General features: G+C 51.6%; 21 protein-coding genes. 5 read left to right on the plus strand and 16 right to left on the minus strand.

The genetic code is table 11. The features are described 5' to 3' along the window. Positions 1-3: 3 nt before the first annotated feature. Both CCY01nite_RS05840 and CCY01nite_RS05845 read right to left on the minus strand, forming a co-directional pair. Positions 4-639, minus strand: coding sequence for an LON peptidase substrate-binding domain-containing protein (locus CCY01nite_RS05840; protein WP_146858684.1), 636 nt, complete (start codon positions 637-639; stop codon positions 4-6). A 31-nt stretch (positions 640-670) separates the two neighbouring features. After that, the gene (locus CCY01nite_RS05845; protein WP_222614315.1) at positions 671-1,375 is read right to left on the minus strand and encodes a class I SAM-dependent methyltransferase; all 705 of its coding nucleotides are present in this window, start codon (positions 1,373-1,375) and stop codon (positions 671-673) included. Positions 1,376-1,478: 103 nt separating this feature from the next. Here CCY01nite_RS05845 and CCY01nite_RS05850 point away from each other — a divergent pair, with 103 nt between their 5' ends. Both CCY01nite_RS05850 and CCY01nite_RS05855 read left to right on the plus strand, forming a co-directional pair. Then, positions 1,479-2,408, plus strand: a complete 930-nt coding sequence (locus CCY01nite_RS05850; protein WP_146858686.1) for a glycosyltransferase family 2 protein — start codon at positions 1,479-1,481, stop codon at positions 2,406-2,408. Positions 2,409-2,425: 17 nt separating this feature from the next. Next, positions 2,426-3,463, plus strand: a complete 1,038-nt coding sequence (locus tag CCY01nite_RS05855; RefSeq protein ID WP_146858688.1) for a glycosyltransferase family 4 protein — start codon at positions 2,426-2,428, stop codon at positions 3,461-3,463. Here the strand turns inward: CCY01nite_RS05855 and CCY01nite_RS05860 are convergent. After that, complete coding sequence (locus CCY01nite_RS05860; RefSeq protein ID WP_146858690.1) at positions 3,455-4,309, minus strand: glycosyltransferase family protein; 855 nt, start codon at positions 4,307-4,309, stop codon at positions 3,455-3,457. The two genes, CCY01nite_RS05855 and CCY01nite_RS05860, sit on opposite strands and share 9 nt — an antisense overlap. Positions 4,310-4,348: 39 nt before the next feature. Here CCY01nite_RS05860 and meaB point away from each other — a divergent pair, with 39 nt between their 5' ends. From meaB to CCY01nite_RS05875, 3 genes are all read left to right on the plus strand, one after another. Beyond that, entirely contained in the window at positions 4,349-5,245 is an 897-nt protein-coding gene (gene meaB, locus CCY01nite_RS05865; RefSeq protein WP_146858692.1) for a methylmalonyl Co-A mutase-associated GTPase MeaB, read from the plus strand. A gap of 149 nt (positions 5,246-5,394) precedes the next feature. Then, a complete protein-coding gene (locus CCY01nite_RS05870) occupies positions 5,395-5,721 on the plus strand; it encodes a DMT family transporter (RefSeq protein ID WP_146858694.1) in 327 nt (108 codons plus the stop codon). A 205-nt stretch (positions 5,722-5,926) separates the two neighbouring features. After that, entirely contained in the window at positions 5,927-6,535 is a 609-nt protein-coding gene (locus CCY01nite_RS05875; protein ID WP_186830922.1) for a MarR family winged helix-turn-helix transcriptional regulator, read from the plus strand. Here CCY01nite_RS05875 and CCY01nite_RS05880 read toward each other — a convergent pair whose 3' ends face one another. From CCY01nite_RS05880 to nrfD, 13 genes are all read right to left on the minus strand, one after another. After that, positions 6,536-6,748, minus strand: coding sequence for a CAMCR motif-containing small membrane protein (locus tag CCY01nite_RS05880; protein ID WP_146858698.1), 213 nt, complete (start codon positions 6,746-6,748; stop codon positions 6,536-6,538). It abuts the gene before it with no gap. A gap of 50 nt (positions 6,749-6,798) precedes the next feature. Then, the gene (locus CCY01nite_RS05885; protein WP_146858700.1) at positions 6,799-7,371 is read right to left on the minus strand and encodes a DUF420 domain-containing protein; all 573 of its coding nucleotides are present in this window, start codon (positions 7,369-7,371) and stop codon (positions 6,799-6,801) included. 3 nt (positions 7,372-7,374) lie between these two features. Continuing rightward, on the minus strand, positions 7,375-8,055 hold the full coding sequence (locus CCY01nite_RS05890) for an SCO family protein (RefSeq protein WP_186830923.1): 681 nt from the start codon (positions 8,053-8,055) through the stop codon (positions 7,375-7,377). Positions 8,056-8,181: 126 nt separating this feature from the next. Then, a complete protein-coding gene (locus CCY01nite_RS05895; protein WP_146858704.1) occupies positions 8,182-8,574 on the minus strand; it encodes a cytochrome C oxidase subunit IV family protein in 393 nt (130 codons plus the stop codon). Positions 8,575-8,615: 41 nt separating this feature from the next. Further along, a complete protein-coding gene (locus CCY01nite_RS05900; RefSeq protein ID WP_146858706.1) occupies positions 8,616-9,293 on the minus strand; it encodes a cytochrome c oxidase subunit 3 in 678 nt (225 codons plus the stop codon). 47 nt (positions 9,294-9,340) lie between these two features. After that, positions 9,341-9,895, minus strand: a complete 555-nt coding sequence (locus CCY01nite_RS05905) for a cytochrome c oxidase subunit 3 (protein WP_246129861.1) — start codon at positions 9,893-9,895, stop codon at positions 9,341-9,343. A 14-nt stretch (positions 9,896-9,909) separates the two neighbouring features. Further along, the gene (gene cyoE / locus CCY01nite_RS05910; RefSeq protein ID WP_246129862.1) at positions 9,910-10,791 is read right to left on the minus strand and encodes a heme o synthase; all 882 of its coding nucleotides are present in this window, start codon (positions 10,789-10,791) and stop codon (positions 9,910-9,912) included. 62 nt (positions 10,792-10,853) lie between these two features. Next, entirely contained in the window at positions 10,854-12,683 is a 1,830-nt protein-coding gene (locus CCY01nite_RS05915; protein ID WP_146858712.1) for a cytochrome c oxidase subunit I, read from the minus strand. Between the two features lie 79 nt (positions 12,684-12,762). Next, on the minus strand, positions 12,763-13,800 hold the full coding sequence (locus CCY01nite_RS05920) for a cytochrome c oxidase subunit II (protein ID WP_146858714.1): 1,038 nt from the start codon (positions 13,798-13,800) through the stop codon (positions 12,763-12,765). Positions 13,801-13,862: 62 nt separating this feature from the next. Next, positions 13,863-15,062 carry a quinol:cytochrome C oxidoreductase gene (locus CCY01nite_RS05925; RefSeq protein ID WP_146858716.1) on the minus strand — a complete coding sequence of 400 codons (1,200 nt, stop codon included), beginning with the start codon at positions 15,060-15,062 and terminating at the stop codon, positions 13,863-13,865. A 46-nt stretch (positions 15,063-15,108) separates the two neighbouring features. Further along, on the minus strand, positions 15,109-15,738 hold the full coding sequence (locus CCY01nite_RS05930) for a c-type cytochrome (protein WP_146858718.1): 630 nt from the start codon (positions 15,736-15,738) through the stop codon (positions 15,109-15,111). Between the two features lie 94 nt (positions 15,739-15,832). Continuing rightward, complete coding sequence (locus CCY01nite_RS05935; RefSeq protein ID WP_146858720.1) at positions 15,833-16,426, minus strand: DUF3341 domain-containing protein; 594 nt, start codon at positions 16,424-16,426, stop codon at positions 15,833-15,835. Positions 16,427-16,466: 40 nt separating this feature from the next. Further along, the gene (gene nrfD / locus CCY01nite_RS05940) at positions 16,467-17,900 is read right to left on the minus strand and encodes an NrfD/PsrC family molybdoenzyme membrane anchor subunit (RefSeq protein ID WP_146858722.1); all 1,434 of its coding nucleotides are present in this window, start codon (positions 17,898-17,900) and stop codon (positions 16,467-16,469) included. Positions 17,901-17,996: the final 96 nt, after the last annotated feature.

A 17,996-nucleotide genomic window follows, 5' to 3' on the forward strand; every position in this document is an offset into this window, starting at 1 on the left:
AAGTTAAAAATTATCCACTGATAAATTCCGGAAGTGCCCGTTGAGCTTCACGCGGTCTTTCAGCCGCTCCATCTCTGTGAGCATCGGGATCACCTTGTGCAGGTGGCGTTTGAGGTATTCCAGCCGCTGCAGCTCGTGGAAAAGATGCAGCAGCTCATATTCTTCCTGCAGGGAAAGCCCCGCATGGTGCGCGATATCATAGGAACGAAGCGCATCGTCCGGCCGCACGAAAGTTTTGCTGACCTGCAGGATATGATGCAGCTCGCGCACGGCCTTCAGCACTTCCCGCTGCAACTTCTGATGGCCGCGGTGATGATTGTCCGGGTAGTTTACAATAGCGCCGGAATACAATTTCTCCGGCACCTCGCGGATCACTTCGAGGATACGGAATACTTTCAGTCCGCGCGTGGATACGTCCATTTCTCCGTTCTCATATTCCTTCACCACCTTTTCAACTTCCACCAGCGTACCATATTCATTCGCTTTTTTGTCGATCACCACGGGAATCCCGAAAGGTTTTCCGTCCCTGATGCATTCACCGATCAGTTGCTTGTAACGGGGCTCGAAGATGTGCAGGTTCAGCTGTTCATCCGGATAAACAACAATGCCCAAAGGAAATATGGGAATGAAATTCGTCATGATCTAAAATTAACAAAACTCCCCTGTTTTATCAGATGCCGAAATAGGAAAAAATATACGGGGCGGGTTTCAGATTCAGCCATGACGCGCGATTGGCTGCGAGATCATCATACGTAAGCGCCTGTATCTGTTCTTTGGTAAAATTCAGCTGCTGTTGCGGCGGGCGTTTGGCAACAACACCCAATCCCATGTCCGTATCCAGCACAAAAACATCAATATCATTGCGCAGGCTCCTGAGATGAAGAATGGCTTTCCACACATCCCCGTTCCAGTCCCAGGCGAAATTCCCTGCTTTCCATTGCTCAAAGGTGCATCCTGCCTGTGCTGACGCCGGATTGCAATCATGCATGATGATCACGCCGTCCTGCTGCAGATATTCCAGCGCATGCTCCACATCGCGCAATGCATATTCGTATTCATGCATGCCGTCTACCAGGCAAACATCCAGCGAGCTTTTCTGTATCAGGCCGGGAGCAACGTTCTGGAAGAATGAATCGCTCGTCTGCTCAAAATATTCCGCCTTCAGATTTGTGGCGTTGCGGAAGAGCCAGCCCAGCCGGCGTGACAGCTTTATTCTGAATGCAGGGTCTACACCTATTTTCCTTTCCGCCCGGATCGGCAAAAAGTTTTTCCCTTTGAACACCCCGATTTCAAGGTATGTCCTGAATGCTTTGCTGTCAATTAATTGCTGGATGATCTGCCCTCTGGTCAGTTTCATTTGGGATGCTGCTTGCATTTTGTGCTTTTTTCGACTATTTTGCCGCTAAATGTAAGGTAAAAGTCCAGTGTTTCAAAACAAGTTTGCCACGGCCGCCTTCTACTTTTAAACACACACCTTTATGCTGCCTGCCTACGACGTTGCCATCATTCTTTTAAATTACAATTCATCCTCCTTCACTGTCAATTGCGTTGAATCTATATGGGAGCAGACCGACCGTTCCCTGCAATGGCAGATCATCATTGTAGACAATAATTCCGCCCCGGAAGATTATCAGCTCCTACAATCCGCCTTGCAGGGAAAACCGCACCTCACGCTGATCCGCAGCATTCTTAACCTGGGGTTCACGGGCGGCAACATGCTGGGCATACAGCATTGCAATGCGCGTTACATCTACTTCCTGAACAACGATACGCTGCTGCAGAAAAACACGCTGAACAGCCTGCACCGTTTCATGGAAACGCATCCGGATGCGGGTATCTGCTCCGGCCAGATGCTCAATGATAAACTGCAACCGATCAATACCTTCAACTATTTCCCGACGATTTCGATGAAGATCCTGGGGCCGGGATTGCTGCGCCTGTTCCGCCCGGAAGACTATCCGAAAAGGAATGCCACTTACGCCGACCCGTTGCGGGTGCCGCTTGTTTCCGGCGCCTCCATGTTCGTTCGCTACAGCATGCTGGCGGACGTTGGCGGAATGGACCCTAATTATTTTTTCTATTGCGAAGAAGAAGACCTCGCTTATACTTTCCGTAAAAAAGGATGGCATTGTTACCTGGTGCCGCAAGCCGGCTTCGTGCATTTCGTAAGCACCAGCACCACCGTGAAAATGGATTTTCTGCAGGAATACTATTATTCACTCCTGTATTTCTTCTCAAAACATCATTCCACGGCAGCATACATTTGTTTAAAGTGGTGGTATTTTTTCAAGCTGCTGAAGAAAACCTATAAAGACGCAGGCTACGCGAGAATTGCATGGATGATCGCAAAAGGCGCGCCGCCCTGTTATTCATTACGCTTTAAACAAAAAATGCAACTTCATCAATAATTTATAATTTAGGCTTCATGCATATGATCGGACTGGATTTTGAAAAACTGAAGTACCCTAACAACGGCCTGTATACCTTCTGCTACCAGTTGGGGGCGCTGCTTCCGGCATGCCTGAACGATGATGAACTATTGTATTACTACATGCCGGAGCATTTCCGTCATTTTAAAAACAACGCCTACCGCCCGATCCCTTACAGATGGTATGACCGCTATTCTTTCCGTCCGCCCCATACGCATGTATGGCATGCCATTCATCAGAACCCGAACGTCTGGCCCCGCAAGCAGGCCCGCAGGATTGTGATGACGCTGCATGATCTCAACTTCCTGTTTACGGACAAAACCAATCACCGCGCGTTGCTCCGGAAAATACAATCGCAGGTGGATGATGCGGATAAAGTAGTCGCCATTTCCGCATTCACGCTGGAATGCATGAAGGAACATCTCCGGTTGCCGGAGGAAAAAACGGCCGTTATCTATAACGGCGCCAGCGTAAATGAATTTCCCTTGTTTGACGCGCCGCGTTACCGCCCGGCGGCGAAATTTCTTTTTACCATCGGCATGCTCACGTCGAAGAAGAATTTTCATGTGCTTCCCGCGCTGCTGAAGGGTAATGACTATGAGCTGCTGATCGCGGGCAGTCCGCAGGGAAATTATGTAGATGCGATCAAAGCGGAAGCGGCCCGTCATGGAGTGAGCGAGCGGGTGAAACTGCTTGGGGCCATCAGCGAAAAAGAAAAATACTGGTATTACAAAAACTGTTCGGCGTTTCTTTTTCCCTCACTGGCGGAGGGCTTCGGCATACCTGTGATAGAAGCCATGCGCTTTGGCAAACCGGCGTTCATTTCGGACAAGACCAGCCTGCCGGAAGTAGGAGGCGATGTAGCTTATTATTTCAGGGATTTTGATGAAGAGCATATGCGGAAAACGCTGGAAGCGGGACTGGCCCATTATGCCGTTACGCAACCGGAAGAGAACATCAAATCACACGCGGCGCAATTCAGCTGGAAGAAGACGGTGGCCGCTTACCTGGACATCTACCGCAGCCTATATTAGCTTGTAATTCCGGTAATCGAACAGCCGCACGCCAAAACGTTTCTCAACCCAGTACAGCAGCTTTCGCTTCACGCCTTTGAAATTCTTGCGGCTGATATCATACTCAAACTGCCAGTTCTTCTTCTCGATCCTTCCCCACATGACCACCGGATGTTTGCCGGTAAATCTTTGCAGCGAATCAATCCCGCTATAATCAAAATCGTTCGCGGGCACATCGCTGCCGTTGTAGATCTTCGCGGCGTTCTGCAGCTTCAGCGCCTGTTCGGCGGGGTTTTTCACCCATCCGTAATGATGAATATGTGCCTGCACCGGCTTCACCCGCAGCTTGCGGCCGTCCAGGCGGAAGCCCTGTGCATCGCGGTAGGAGTGAATGCGCGGGTCTTTCCGGATGATGCGGATCTCCCGGTTGTACCAGGTGCGTGAATCGCCTACATAATCATAGCTGCCGTAAAAATGCCGGTAATTGAATAACAGGCCCTCCACGTTCGCATCATCCTTATATCGCTCCATGGCGGCGCGGATAGCGGGATAATCATCTTCATGCACCACTTCGTCCGCCTGGATGTAAAAAGCCCAGGTGGTATCTTCACTCACATGGGCATACGCTTTGTCCGTTTCAACGGCCAGCACGCGGCCCCCTGTTTTCAGCGAATCGTCCCAGGTAGTATGAAAAATGCGGATCTTGTCCGAGCCGATCGACTGTATCAGCTCCAGCGTGCCGTCATCCGAATTGCCAACGCTGACCACCACTTCATCGCAAAGCGGCAGAATGGAACGGATGGCTTCCGCAACGGGATAGTCGAATTTAACGGCATTTCGTACAAAGGTAAATCCGGTGACTTTCATGGATGCAAAGATGTGGAAAATCATCGATACATTTGTTTCATGTATGCGCATTTACTCAGCCGTTTGCAACAGGGAGATATCCGGGCATTAGCCCGCTGTATTTCTCTTGTGGAGAATGAAGCGGAGGGCTATATGCAGCTGCTGGAAGCCCTGCCGCCGGAGGGAAAGACCCGTGTTGTAGGTATTACCGGCCCTCCCGGCGCCGGCAAAAGCACGCTGGTGAACGCCCTCATCACCGCACTCCTCCGCCGTCAGCAACGTGTGGCCATCATCGCGGTTGACCCTTCATCGCCCTTCAACTTCGGCGCATTGCTCGGCGACCGCATCCGCATGAGCGACCATTTCTCCGACCCCAACGTATTCATCCGCTCGATGGCCAGCCGCGGCGCACTCGGGGGCCTCAGCCCCAAGATCCTCGAAGTGAGCGACATCATCAAAGCCGCCGGCTTCGATTACCTGTTTATAGAAACAGTGGGCGTGGGGCAAAGCGAAGTGGAGATCGCCGGCATCGCGGACACCACGGTGGTAGTAGTAGTGCCGGAAGCAGGAGACGAGATACAGACCATGAAAGCGGGACTGATGGAGATCGCCAATATTTTTGTGGTGAACAAAGCGGACCGGCCGCAGGCGGACGAGTTCGTGAAAAATCTGCGGCTCCTCGCGCACATCAGGGAAACGCCCGTCATCAAAACCATCGCTACGCAGGAGCAGGGCATTGAAGCGCTGATCACCGCGCTGGACGCACACCGCGAGCAGATACACGGCAACCTGCAACGCAAGGCTTTTCTACTTACGGAGAAAGCCTGGCAGCTGATACGCCATCGCAGGATGCGCGATATGGATAAACAGGTATTGTTACGTACGATCAGCGAGCAGATGGAAGACCCGCAATTCTCCGTTTACCGCATCGTGCAGCAATATGCTCATCCCGTCTGATTTCCTTATATTTGCACCGTTATGTTCACACACCGCAGAGTATTCCGTCTTTTCTTCACTTATGCTGTATTCAATTACGGCCTCTGATACGGTGCGCACATCCCTGACCCCTCCTTTTACTTTTATTTATTTCTAAATATCATTTTATTATGGCCTGGTTATTTTTAATTATCGGCGGGCTTTTTGAAATCGGTTTTACCATTTCATTGAAGTATTCTGAAAACTTCAGCAAGTTGTGGCCTTCGCTTAGCTTTGTAATATGCATCACCGCCAGTTTCTTTTTCCTGAATAAAGCGATCAATAACGGCTTGCCTATCGGTACCGCTTATGCGGTGTGGACCGGCATCGGCGCCGCCGGTACGGCCATCGCGGGCATGCTGTTCTTTAAGGAACCGGCCGCGGCCTGGCGGATATTTTTCCTGGTGATGCTCATCGGCTCTATCGTAGGCTTGAAGTTCGTATCTGAAGGGCATTGATTCTCACTGCGATAGGAGCGCAGCGGATATAAATTGTTCTTCGCGGGACAAACTATTTTGTGTCATCCTGACGTTAATCTAAACACCATGAATGTGTTATTCGGCAGGCTTAAAAAGTTTTGTACATTGGGCGCCATTCCATGAAGCCTGGCAAGAGCAACGAAGACACATATCCATTATCAAACCGATACAGCGACTATCCAACATGGCAAAGGAATCTACTTTTAACCCTGAATACCAGGCGTCTAATACCTCCAGCAAGGTGGTTGCGGCACTGGAGCGATTGTCCGAGGCATTTCGTGTTCTGCTATGGCAGGAGGCGAAGCAGCACGGCATCAGTCCCATTCAGGTACAGATATTGACGTTCCTCTTGCACTACCCGGAAAAGGTCCGTACGGTCACTTATCTTGCCGCCTACTTCAACATGACCAAGGCCACCGTCAGCGATGCCATCAAAACGCTGGAATCCAAAAACCTGCTGAGCCGCAAAGAAGACAAAAACGATAACCGCAGCCATACCCTGCATCTTACCCGCGAAGGGCGTGTGCTGGGGAAGAAAGTGGAGCGCTTTGCCAACCCCATGCTGGAGCCGGTGAAGAACATGCCGCCGGAAAAACAGGCGGACCTGCTGGAAAATTTATTGGGACTGATAAAAGACCTGAACGACCAGCTGATCATCACGCCGCAGCGGATGTGCTTCAACTGCCGGTTCTACGAAAAGAAAGGCAAGGGGCATTACTGCAATCTCGTGCAGTCCCCGCTCCGGTCTGCCGACCTGCGGGTGGAATGCCCTGAATTTGATCCCGGAAAATAATTATGATTGGGAGGGCCGCTGGCTTCTCCACCAACGGTAGCCCAGGAAGGCCATCAATGCGAGCGGCGTGAACGCCAGCATGAGAATGCCATTGTTCAATCCTTTGGCAGGACCTTCGCCCAGCTGCTGCGCCGTTTTTGTGCAGAGCGAGCATTGCGCACTGGCGGATAACGACAGCGCAAAGACCATTATGAGCAGGAATAACTTTTTCACACCACGAATTTAAAGGATTTGACCGGTTCAGACACTGATCTCCGTCAGTTTTACCCGTAGTACGGCTGTATCATGATATATACCACTACACCCGTGATCGCCACATAGAACCAGATAGGCCAGGTGAAGCGGGCGATCCTGCGGTGACGGGGATTGTCGTACTGGAAAGCGCGCAGCAGCGTGAACAGCACCAGCGGAACGATCACGATCGCCAGCAGGATGTGCGTCAGCAGCAGGAAATAATACAGGTACCGGATGCCTCCCACAGCGGCTTTTTCAGCAGCGTCCACCAGTCCGTCGTGATTGATGTCGCCGAACTTCGTGCTTTCCGTGAGGAAGTGATAGGTGACGTAAGACAGGAGGAAGATGCCGGAAAGGACCACGGCGGAAAGGTTCGCCCATTTGTGCGCTTTCTGCTGCCCGTTCTTGATAAAGTACAGGCTCGCTAGCAGCAGCACGGCGGTGGCGGAATTGAGGATGGCATGGAAGAAAGGCATGATCCTTACATCAAAGCCGGCCTGGATATCGGGCTTGGGCAATATGAACAGCACGGCCACTACAAGCGGGATGAGGATGGAAATGATCGCTATCGGCAGGTTCAGGTTTCTGTTCTTCAGTTCCATGTGCTAGTTTTTTGAAAATAAGCGCTTCAGCAAACCGGGCTTCTTTTTGTCTTTCGCGATGTGCAGCACGGCGATGTCGTTGACCATGCGGCGAACATCGTTTGTGTCCAGCCCGTTATAGTATCCGCGGATGTAGCGGTCCTTATCGATCACCACAAATTTTTCGGTGTGGATGAAATCATCCGGCCCGCCGTCGCCCTGCACGGCATTCACGAAAAATTCATAGCGGGCAAGATCATAGATCTCTTTTTTATCGCCGGTGAGCAGCCACCAGTTTTTCGGATCGATGTTGTTTTTGTCCGCATACGCCTTCAGCTTTTGCACGGTATCCCTTTCCGGGTCAACGCTCAGGGAAAGTATCTGCACGAGCGTATCGTGCTTGTTAAAGGCTTCCTGCACCATCTTGAGATGGCTGGTGAGGGTGGGACAGATAGTGGGACAGCTGGTGAAGAAGAAATCCACCACCAGTATCCTGTTCCTGTAATCGTCCAGGTTGATCTTTTTCCCGAGCTGGTTGGTGAGCGAGAAGTTCTTCACCTGGTGATAGATGGTATCGTAAGTGGTCTTGCCATCCTTCACGATGGTATCCACACGTTCCGCGATAAGGTAAGGCGGTACGTGCACTACATTTTTGCCATAGTGATCAACGATCAGGTAACCGGCGAGCGGTACGAGTATGGCCAATGCAACCCCTAGTAATGCTTTTTTAGAAATGACCGGTCAGTTTTAGCGGTGATATAAAAAGCAAAAAATGTAAAAGTGAACTCACCTTTACATTTTTGGCTGATAAATTATCGTTACGATATTGTTTTAATGATGAGCAGGCTGTTGCGCGGGCGCTTCCTTCGCCGCGGGCGTGCCGGGGGCGAGGTCTCTGCGCATGTTCTTCCAGGAATCACCGTCCGCGAGGAATGCGATGATGAACCATACGAAGAGCGTCAGCGGGAACAGGATGGTCATGATCAGGTTCTTCACTTCATGACGGAGGTGCATGAATTCCGCTACAATGTAGAAGGCTTTGAAGAACGTCAGCAGGATGAATAATGCATTCAGCCACAGCTTGTCAGGCCAGTGCGTATACAAATGCAGGAATGCCATGCCTACTTCCACGACGGTAATGCCTAACAGGATCCAGAAGGTCCTCCATATCGCTTTTACAGCAGAATTGTCTTTCTCGCCTGTTGCAGAATGTGAATGCGCCATGTTCAATTAGTTCTTTTCTCGTTTATATTAATGATTTCAAATTACAGCAAGTAGAAGCAGGTGAATACGAATACCCATACCAGGTCTACAAAGTGCCAGTACAGGCCTACTTTCTCTACCATTTCGTAGTGGCCGCGCTGCTCATAGGTACCTTTGAGTACGTTGATGAGCACGATGATGTTCAGTACCACGCCGGAAGTAACGTGTACGCCGTGGAAGCCTGTGATGGTAAAGAAGAAGTCTGTAAAGTTAGTGGAAATAGCTGCAGAACCGTCCGCGTTGTTGAACGGATTGCGGCCCCACCATGCGCCGATCTCGTGCAGGTGCGTCCATTCCCAGGCCTGGCAGCCAAGGAACATGGCGCCGCCGATGATGGTCAGTATCAGCCACTTCACCACTCCCTTCCTGTCATGATTGTGACCGGCATGTACGGCCAGTACCATGGTTACGGAACTCATGATCAGGATGAAGGTCATCAAGCTCACGAATACCAGCGGGAGGTCCATATGCCCCATGAACGGGAAGGCATGGAAAACCACGTTGGGATCAGGCCAGGCTTCAGCCATGAAACGTTGTGTGCCGTAAGAGATCAGCAATGCACCGAATGTGAAGGCATCGGAGATCAGGAAATACCACATCATCAACTTACCATAGCTCACGCTGAAAGGCGAATGCCCTCCGCCCCACCATTTTTTCTTCGCTGTTACTGCGTTATCCATTTGTACGAATTATAATTTTATGAGTTGATTGTCTTTTTAATCGCGTTTTACCGCGCCAGGCTGAAAAATACCAACAGGTAAATCCAGAGCCCGTCTACAAAATGCCAGTACGTTGCCGCCACTTCAATGGGCACCGCGCTGTAAGTTCTTACCCTGATGCGGTACGCCCTGAAGAACAGGATCAGCAGCACTACCACGCCTCCCAGCACGTGCAGGATATGCACGCCCACGATCACGTAGATGAAGGATGCCGATACCGTACTGTCCAGCGCCAGCCCGTGATTCTTCATGTCCGAGAAGCCGATCACCTGGCAAACCGCAAACGCCACGCCAAGCAGGGCGGTCAGCGTGATGAGCGACTTGTAGCTGCCCATGCTGCGCGCCTTGAACTGGCGCAATGCCAGGTGTATCGTAAGGCTGCTCAAAAGAATGAGGCCTGTAGACACCCAGAAGATGGCCGGCAGCTCAAAGCTCAACCAGTTTGCCTGTGAACGTTTCACAACGTATGCGCTCGTGAAACCTACGAACATCATCGTGATGCTGGCCATAGCGATCCACATGGAATACTTGTGCGGATGTATCTTGTTTCTTTGTGCGTTCATTGTTATCATTCTCCTCACAGTTTTACTTTATCAAACAACAATCCCAATAATATCACTGCCAGGTAAATGTATGATCCAAACATGAGCTTGCGGGCCGAGGGCACATCACATTTCCGGTACAGCATCACGGCCCTGTACAGGTAAAACCCGCCGATCAGTATAGCCACCAGCGCCGAAAAACGGCCGGTAAGCCCCAACAGGTACGGCGCTACGCCGGCAGGGATCAGCAGCATGGCATACATGGCGGACTGCAGCGCAATCATTTTACCGGGACCTTTATCCGAGGGCATCAGCTTGAAACCTGCTCTTGTATAGTCCGTATGCGCTACCCAGGCAATGGCCCAGAAGTGCGGGAACTGCCACAGGAACTGGATCGCGAACAATGACCATCCTCCTTCGGAGAGATCATTGGCGCCCGCAGCCCACCCGATGAGGGGAGGCAATGCGCCGGGCACCGCGCCTACCAGCACCGCCAGCGAGTTCCATTTTTTCCAGGGCGTGTACACGAAGCCGTACAGCACCAGGGAAACAAGGCTCACGCCCGCGCTCAGCCAGTTGAACCCCAAACCGAGGATCGCCAGGCCGGCCGCGCCGGTCACCAGCGCTACCACGCTCGCTTCGGAAACAGACAAACGCCCGGAGGGCAGCGGTCTTACCGCCGTACGCGCCATGAGCTTGTCCGTATCCTTTTCGAGGATCTGGTTAATGGTATTGGCGGAACCGGATACCAGGATGCCGCCTGTAAATAATAAAAGAACTTTTATAAGATCAAATTCCACTCCCGGTACCAGCAGGTACGCTACCACGCAGGAGAACACCACCAGGAACGTAAGGGTGAACTTCATCATCATGAAGTAATCTTTCACCCTGCTTGCAATGGCGTATGATAAAGACAACTTTATGGAATTTTCTTGCAACATAATTCTGATTCACAATTCCTTTTACTCTCCCATCAGCCTTAGTGGCCGGACTCCTCGGGCGATACCGGGACGGTCTGCGGAATGAAGTCCTTGCCATCCTTGCTGTAATCGTAAGCCCAGCGGTGTACTTCCGGGATCTCGCCGGGCCAGTTACCGTGACCGGGATGGATCGGCGTAGTCCACTCAAGTGTCGTAGCTTCCCACGGATTCGGTGAGGTGAGCTTGCGGCCTTTGAATATGCTGTAGAAGAAGTTGAAAACGAACAACAGTTGTGTAGCGAATACGATGATCACCACAAAGCTGATGAACTGGTTCAGTCCACCGAACTGGTTGAATGAAGCCCAGGTAGAGTAATCGAAGTAACGGCGGGGCATACCGGCCATACCTTCGTAGTGCATCGGCCAGAAGATAAGGTAGGCGCCAACGAGCGTGATCCAGAAGTGGATGAAGCCGAGCGTCTGGTTCATAAAGCGGCCGTACATTTTCGGGAACCAGTGGTAGATACCGGCGAACATACCGAAGAATGCGGACACACCCATTACGATGTGGAAGTGCGCAATTACAAAGTAGGTATCATGCAGGTGGATGTCGATAGCGGAGTTACCCAGCCAGATACCGGTCAGACCACCGGAGATGAACGTGCTCACGAAACCGATAGAGAAGAGCGAGGCCGGTGTGAACCGGATGTTCCCGCGCCAGATGGTGGTGAGCCAGTTAAATACCTTGATGGCCGAGGGCACCGCGATCAGCAGCGTCAGCAACACGAAGAATGCGCCGAGGAACGGATTGAGCCCTGTTACGAACATATGGTGCGCCCATACGAGGAACGCCAGTACAGTGATAGCAAAGAGAGAACCCACCATCGCGAGATAACCGAAGATCGGCTTGCGGGAATTCACCGCCAGTATCTCGGATACCATACCCATCGCGGGGAGGATGATGATATACACCTCAGGGTGACCCAGGAACCAGAACAAGTGCTGGTAGAGGATCGCGGAGCCGCCTTCGTTCGGCAGCACCTTGCCCTGTACGAACAGCTCGCTCAGGTAGAAGCTGGTACCGCCGTGACGGTCGAACAGCAGCAGGATGAAACCACTCAGCAGAACAGGGAAAGACAATACGCCGAGCACCGCGGTGAAGAAGAACGCCCAGATGGTGAGCGGCATCTTCGTCATGCTCATGCCTTTTGTACGCATGTTCAGGATGGTGGAAATATAGTTCAGGGAACCGAGGAGGGAAGACACAACGAATATCGCCATGCTGATCAACCAGAGGTCCATACCAATTTTAGAACCGATAGAAGCGTCACCCAGCGCGCTCAGCGGAGGATAGGAAGTCCAGCCGCCGGAAGCGGGACCGGTTTGCACGAACAGGGAGCTCATCATAATAACGCTGGCCAGGAAGAAGAACCAGTAGCTCAGCATGTTCATGAAAGGAGAAGCCATGTCGCGGGCGCCTACCTGTAAGGGAATGAGCAGGTTGGAGAAGGTGCCGCTCAGGCCGGCGGTCAGTACAAAGAACACCAGGATGGTACCGTGCATGGTAACCAGCGCATAATATGCTTCCGCGGTGATCCGGCCACCTTCAGCCCAGTGACCCAGGATGCTTTCCAGCCAGGGGAAAGTAGCATCGGGATAACCCAGTTGCAAACGGAACAGTACAGAGAAGAACGCACCAATGATGGCCCAGATGATACCCGTAATGAGGAATTGCTTGGCAATCATCTTATGGTCCATGCTGAAAACATACTTCGAAATGAAGGTCTCCTCATGATGATGGTCGTGACCATCATGGCCATTACCATGCCCATGCTCCACGTGGCCGTGATGCAATAAATCTTGACTGTGCAATGTTGCTTCGTTACTCATAATAAGTTCTGTTTATGATAAGCCGTCAAACGGGGCAGGCTCTCCGGCTATTTCTTTAAATTTTTACGCTTTCACAAATTTACTTCATTGTCAACGCAGTGGCGGTTGAATCGGAGGCCGCGGGCTTCTCTGCCGGAGCGGCGGCCGGATGCGCCTGTGCATACTGTGTCGGCTGTGCTGCTACCCATGCGTCGTACTCTTCCTGTGTTTCCACAATGATGTTCGCTTTCATGGAGTAGTGGCCTACGCCGCACATCTGGTCGCAGGACAGTTCATATACAAAGTCCGGGTTGCCGGTGCGTTTCTTCATTTCAGCGGTCGTAAACTTCGGCGTGAACCACAGGGTAGTGGGGATGCCGGGTACGGCGTCCATTTTCAGGCGGAAGTGCGGCAGGCCAACGTCGTGTACCACGTCGCGGGAACCGATCACCAGCTTCACGTTCTTGCCAACCACCACATGCAGTTCGGGAGATACAAAGTCGTCATGATTCAGTGAATCCGCCCAATCCTGCCCAACAGGATTGCTCGCGGCCTCGTTGATCAGCTTATAGTTCTTGCGGCCAAGCTGTCCGTCTTTACCCGGGTAGCGTACCATCCACTTGAACTGCGCGCCGGTCACTTCCACTATCATGGCATCTTTCGGCGCCTCGGATGTGATGCGGAGCCAGTGGCGTATGCCAAAGGCAACCAGGATCGTCAATGCAATGGCCGGGATAACGGTCCAGATCACCTCCAGTTTATTGTTATGCGGGAAGTAGAATGCGGAACGGCCTTCTTTTTCCTGATATCTGAAAGAGAACCAGAACAACAGTATCTGTGTGATGATAAACACGACCAGGGTCATGATAAAGGTCACCTTGATCAGCTGATCTACACCCTCCCCCTGAACGGAAGCGGATTCCCCGAGCATTCTGTCTTCCAGGAGATCATGGCACCACCACACTCCTATCAATCCCAACACCAGGAATACCACCATCAGGAAACCGTTGATGCGGTTGGATTGCTCACGCGATTTCTTTTCACCTTTCAGAATGGACACATACTCGCTGGCCTTCGCAATCTGGAAGATCACGACGAATATGAGAACAACAACTAAAACTGCTAAAAATCCTGACATTGCTATGAAAAATAATTAAGTTATCTAATGCTTTACGTTGTTTCTGTGCTGTACGCCACGCATCAGGTGTGGTGTATAATACTTTCTTTCATGTACGGATGGTTCTTCGGCGCCAGCGGGGCTTTTGCCAGCTGGTTGCCGGTGATCAGGATGATCAGGCCAACGAACCCGAGGCCAATGCCGAGTTCATACCAGGGGAAATGCAGGCCGCCAACGGTGCCGGGCATTACCATCTGGTAAAAATCCAGCCAGTGACCAAAGATCACGATAGCGGCTGTGAAGGTTACCACCGTATAATTGCGTTTTGTAGAGCGCTTCATGAATATCAGCAGCGGAAATACGAAGTTGATGATCAGGTTCAGGAAGAATACTGATCTCCAGGCTCCCCATACGCGCGGCTGGAAGTAAACTGTTTCCTCGGGCATGTTGGCATACCAGATCAGCATGTACTGGGAGAACCAGAGGTATGCCCAGAAGATGCTGAACGCGAATATAAACTTGCCGAGGTCATGTATATGTTCGTCATTTACCCATGTCAGATATCCCTGTCCTTTCAGATAGATCACAAACAGTACGATCAGTGACAGGCCGGATACCCATGTGCTGGCGAATGTGTACCAGCTGTACATGGTAGAGAACCAGTGCGCGTCGATGCTCATGAGCCAGATCCAGGGCGTGGTGGAGCCGATGGACAGCGCGTATACCACGATGAACACAGCACACCAAACGGAGTTTCTCCAGAGAAGGCTTTTGCCCAGGTTCGGGGTCATCGTCCAGCTATCTTCTTCAATCGACATCTTGCGGATCTTCATAGTGAGCGCGATCCAGGCGCCGATGGTGATAACGGAAGCGATGGAAACGAAAGAGGGGTTCAGGAAAGGCGCTTTGCCTTCCAGTATCCTGTCTCCTTCCGGGTGTATCCAGTGAAATACGTGCCCTTTGTTACCGAAGATCAGGAAACCCAGGAGCACCAGCAGTATCACGCCGAGGGCGGGAACAGCCATGGCGATTGCCTCAGGCACCCTGCGGAAGCCGATCTGCCATCCGCCATGAGCCAGGGTGGTGGCAGCAATGAAGAAGGTACTGGCCAACACCACCATCAGGAAGAAGGTGCTGTTCTGCAGCAGGCCCGCCCAGAAACGTGTAGCGCCATGCTCGCCAGAGAATGCAAATAATCCGATCAATAAAGTCAGCAAGCCAATACCCAAAAGCACGTAGCTGGTCGTTTTTAATCTTGCTGGTACTACAAATTGGTCCTTCATTACTGTTGTATATTAAAATACGAAGTTGAAATGCGTTTAAAACAAATTACTTGGCAGCCACTACAGCAGCGGATGCAGCCGGCGCCGCGGTGGAATCCGTTGCCGCGGGTGCTGCAGGCGCTTTACCGCCGTTCTGCATATTCTTGATATAGGCTACTACTTTCCAGCGTTGCTCGATATCGAGCTGGCTGGCATAGCTGCCCATCACGTTATAACCATAAGTGATCACGTGGAAGATGCGCCCTTCACTGTAACCCATCAGCTTGCCCGCCAGGAAAGCAGGGGGTGCCGCGGGATAGGGGCCATCGCCACCTTTATAGAGCGGACCGTTGCCATCCAGCTTGGTGCCGTGGCATACGCCGCAGTATATATCAAACAGGCGCTTGCCTTCCTTGATACCGGCTTCGTCTACTGTTACCGGGCTCTTCACCAGGTTGGCCTGTGCCGTATCTTCCGCTTTCAGGTGATAGGGCAGCAAAGCTCCTCTTTTAACCGTGCCTTCCACCGGCTTCATGCTCGCGAGGCGCCCGCTGTAGAACTCGTATGCACGGGATTCATACATGTCAGGCATATAGATCTTGCCGGGCTTTCTATTATGTGCTCCCCTGTTACAGGCGGAGAGCAATGCTCCACCAGCCAAAGCAGCTACAATCAGTATGTTGGAAGTCCTTTTCATCCAGAAACTATTTATCTCGTTGTTTTTCGACTTTTTTTAATGTCTCGATGAATCTCCAAAGTCGATTTATCTCGTTGTTTTTCGACTTTTTCAATTATGCATTCACAGGCTCCGCAGGCTTGCTGAAGAGCTTGTCTTCCCGGTCCCAGCGGCCCAGCCACCATCCGGTCTCTGCCGTCTGTTCGTTGATCTCTTTCGCTCCAACGCTATCGAGGAAAGCTTTCACTTCTTCGGCGCGGGTCTTTTCGGTCAGCTCGATGGCCATCACGAACAGGTCGTCTGTCTGGCGCGGATGGAAGATATGTTTCTTTACAAAGGGCGCCATCTGGCAGAGGTACATGAATGTCATCACCATGCCCACCGCAGAGAACAGCACCGTCAGCTCGAAAGTAATCGGAATGAATGCGGGCAGCGGAAAGTGTGGTTTACCACCGATGTTCAGCGGCCAATCTGTTGTAAATATCCAGCTCATGAAAGACAACGCAGTGGTTGTACCAGTGATGCCGTAGATGAAGCCTGCGGTATGCAGACTGGTTTCTCTCAGGCCCAGTGCGTGATCCAGACCATGCACGGGGAAAGGCGTATACACGTCGTGAATCCTGTAACCGGCTGCGCGTACTTTCTTTACCGCCGGGAACAAAACCGCCTCGTCATCAAAACTGCCTACAACAAATTTTTTAACAGCCATATGGATAAGTGTTCAATAATCCGTTAATCAAATTCAATTCTTAGTGATGTGCCTGATCGTGGGCAAATTTCTCCAGGTCTTCCTCTTCGTGTTTCACCATTTTCTCTTTAAAGTTCTGCCCGGAAGTTTTCAGGATCGACTTGATCTCCGCAACTGCGATCACCGGGAAATATTTGGCAAAGAAGAAATAACAGGTGAAGAACAGGCCGAAGGTTCCCAGATAGAAACCAACTTCGGGCCAGGACGGACGGTAGTAGCTCCAGCTGGACGGCAGGTAGTCGCGGTACAGTGAAGAGCAGATGATCACGAAACGTTCAAACCACATACCGATGTTCACGATGATGGACATGATGAAAGTGACCATGATATTCCTTCTCAGCTTGCGGAACCAGAATATCTGCGGCGACACCACGTTACAGGTCATCATGATATAGTAGCTCCATCCCATGGGACCGGCGGCGCGGAACTTGTAGAAAGCGTCGAACTCATACTGTACGCCGGAGTACCATGCCATGAACAGCTCTGTCAGATATGCCACACCCACAATGGAACCGGTCAGTACGATCACCCTGTTCATCGCGTCGATGTGACCGATGGTGATGTATTCTTCCAGTCCGAGTATCTTACGGGTAATGATCAGCAGCGTCTGTACCATCGCAAACCCGGAGAAGATCGCACCCGCAACGAAGTAAGGCGGGAAGATGGTGGTGTGCCATCCGGGGATCACCGAGGTAGCGAAGTCGAACGATACAATGGTGTGCACGGAGAGTACCAGGGGGGTAGACAGACCAGCGAGCACCAGTGATAAAGATTCGTGGCGTTGCCAGTGTTTGGTGGAACCTGTCCAGCCGAACGCCGCGATGCCATATAATAATTTGCGCAATTTTGTTTTAGCCCTGTCACGCACGGTGGCGAAGTCCGGCAGCAGACCGGAGTACCAGAACAGCAGGGAAACGGTGAAGTACGTGGAGATCGCGAACACGTCCCACAGCAGCGGGGAGTTGAAGTTCACCCAGAGAGGACCGCGGGTATTGGGATAAGGCAGTACAAAGAAGGCCATCCATACACGGCCCATGTGCCAGATCGGGAACTGGCCCGCGCACATTACCGCAAAGATGGTCATCGCTTCCGCCGCGCGGTTCACCCCTGTACGCCATCCCTGGCGGAACAGCAGGAGGATCGCGGAGATCAGCGTACCGGCGTGACCGATACCTACCCACCATACGAAGTTGGTGATGTCCCATCCCCAACCTACCGTCTTGTTCAGGTTCCACACCCCGGTACCGAAATAAACTTCCCAGAACACGGAGAAAGCCCCAAACAACAGCAAGCTTATGGAGATAATTAATCCAATGTACCACAGCTTTCCTGGCTTGGCTTCAATGGGGCCGATAATATCCTCCGTTACCTGGTGATAATCTTTAACCCCATCTACTAAAGGTTCTCTCAGTGTGGATTCGTACTTCAAATGCATAGTATTTCGAGCTTTGCTCGTTCCGCCTTTCAGCAGGAACTACGTTGTTTCAAAACTTAAAACTGGTTCTTTACTTGTTCAATCTTTTTCTTCCGC

This window comes from Chitinophaga cymbidii (genome assembly GCF_007992715.1).
GTDB lineage: Bacteria > Bacteroidota > Bacteroidia > Chitinophagales > Chitinophagaceae > Chitinophaga > Chitinophaga cymbidii.

Coding starts and splice junctions, on each gene's coding strand:
- CCY01nite_RS05840 (WP_146858684.1), bottom strand. CDS start 639: ATGACGAATTTCATTCCCATATTTCCTTTGGGCATTGTTGTTTATCCG.
- meaB (WP_146858692.1), top strand. CDS start 4,349: ATGTATGCGCATTTACTCAGCCGTTTGCAACAGGGAGATATCCGGGCA.
- nrfD (WP_146858722.1), bottom strand. CDS start 17,900: ATGCATTTGAAGTACGAATCCACACTGAGAGAACCTTTAGTAGATGGG.
- CCY01nite_RS05895 (WP_146858704.1), bottom strand. CDS start 8,574: ATGGCGCATTCACATTCTGCAACAGGCGAGAAAGACAATTCTGCTGTA.
- CCY01nite_RS05850 (WP_146858686.1), top strand. CDS start 1,479: ATGCTGCCTGCCTACGACGTTGCCATCATTCTTTTAAATTACAATTCA.
- CCY01nite_RS05855 (WP_146858688.1), top strand. CDS start 2,426: ATGCATATGATCGGACTGGATTTTGAAAAACTGAAGTACCCTAACAAC.
- CCY01nite_RS05915 (WP_146858712.1), bottom strand. CDS start 12,683: ATGAGTAACGAAGCAACATTGCACAGTCAAGATTTATTGCATCACGGC.
- CCY01nite_RS05845 (WP_222614315.1), bottom strand. CDS start 1,375: ATGCAAGCAGCATCCCAAATGAAACTGACCAGAGGGCAGATCATCCAG.
- CCY01nite_RS05885 (WP_146858700.1), bottom strand. CDS start 7,371: ATGGAACTGAAGAACAGAAACCTGAACCTGCCGATAGCGATCATTTCC.
- CCY01nite_RS05930 (WP_146858718.1), bottom strand. CDS start 15,738: ATGAAAAGGACTTCCAACATACTGATTGTAGCTGCTTTGGCTGGTGGA.
- CCY01nite_RS05935 (WP_146858720.1), bottom strand. CDS start 16,426: ATGGCTGTTAAAAAATTTGTTGTAGGCAGTTTTGATGACGAGGCGGTT.
- CCY01nite_RS05875 (WP_186830922.1), top strand. CDS start 5,927: ATGGCAAAGGAATCTACTTTTAACCCTGAATACCAGGCGTCTAATACC.
- CCY01nite_RS05920 (WP_146858714.1), bottom strand. CDS start 13,800: ATGTCAGGATTTTTAGCAGTTTTAGTTGTTGTTCTCATATTCGTCGTG.
- CCY01nite_RS05900 (WP_146858706.1), bottom strand. CDS start 9,293: ATGGATAACGCAGTAACAGCGAAGAAAAAATGGTGGGGCGGAGGGCAT.
- CCY01nite_RS05860 (WP_146858690.1), bottom strand. CDS start 4,309: ATGAAAGTCACCGGATTTACCTTTGTACGAAATGCCGTTAAATTCGAC.
- CCY01nite_RS05870 (WP_146858694.1), top strand. CDS start 5,395: ATGGCCTGGTTATTTTTAATTATCGGCGGGCTTTTTGAAATCGGTTTT.
- CCY01nite_RS05925 (WP_146858716.1), bottom strand. CDS start 15,062: ATGAAGGACCAATTTGTAGTACCAGCAAGATTAAAAACGACCAGCTAC.
- CCY01nite_RS05905 (WP_246129861.1), bottom strand. CDS start 9,895: ATGAACGCACAAAGAAACAAGATACATCCGCACAAGTATTCCATGTGG.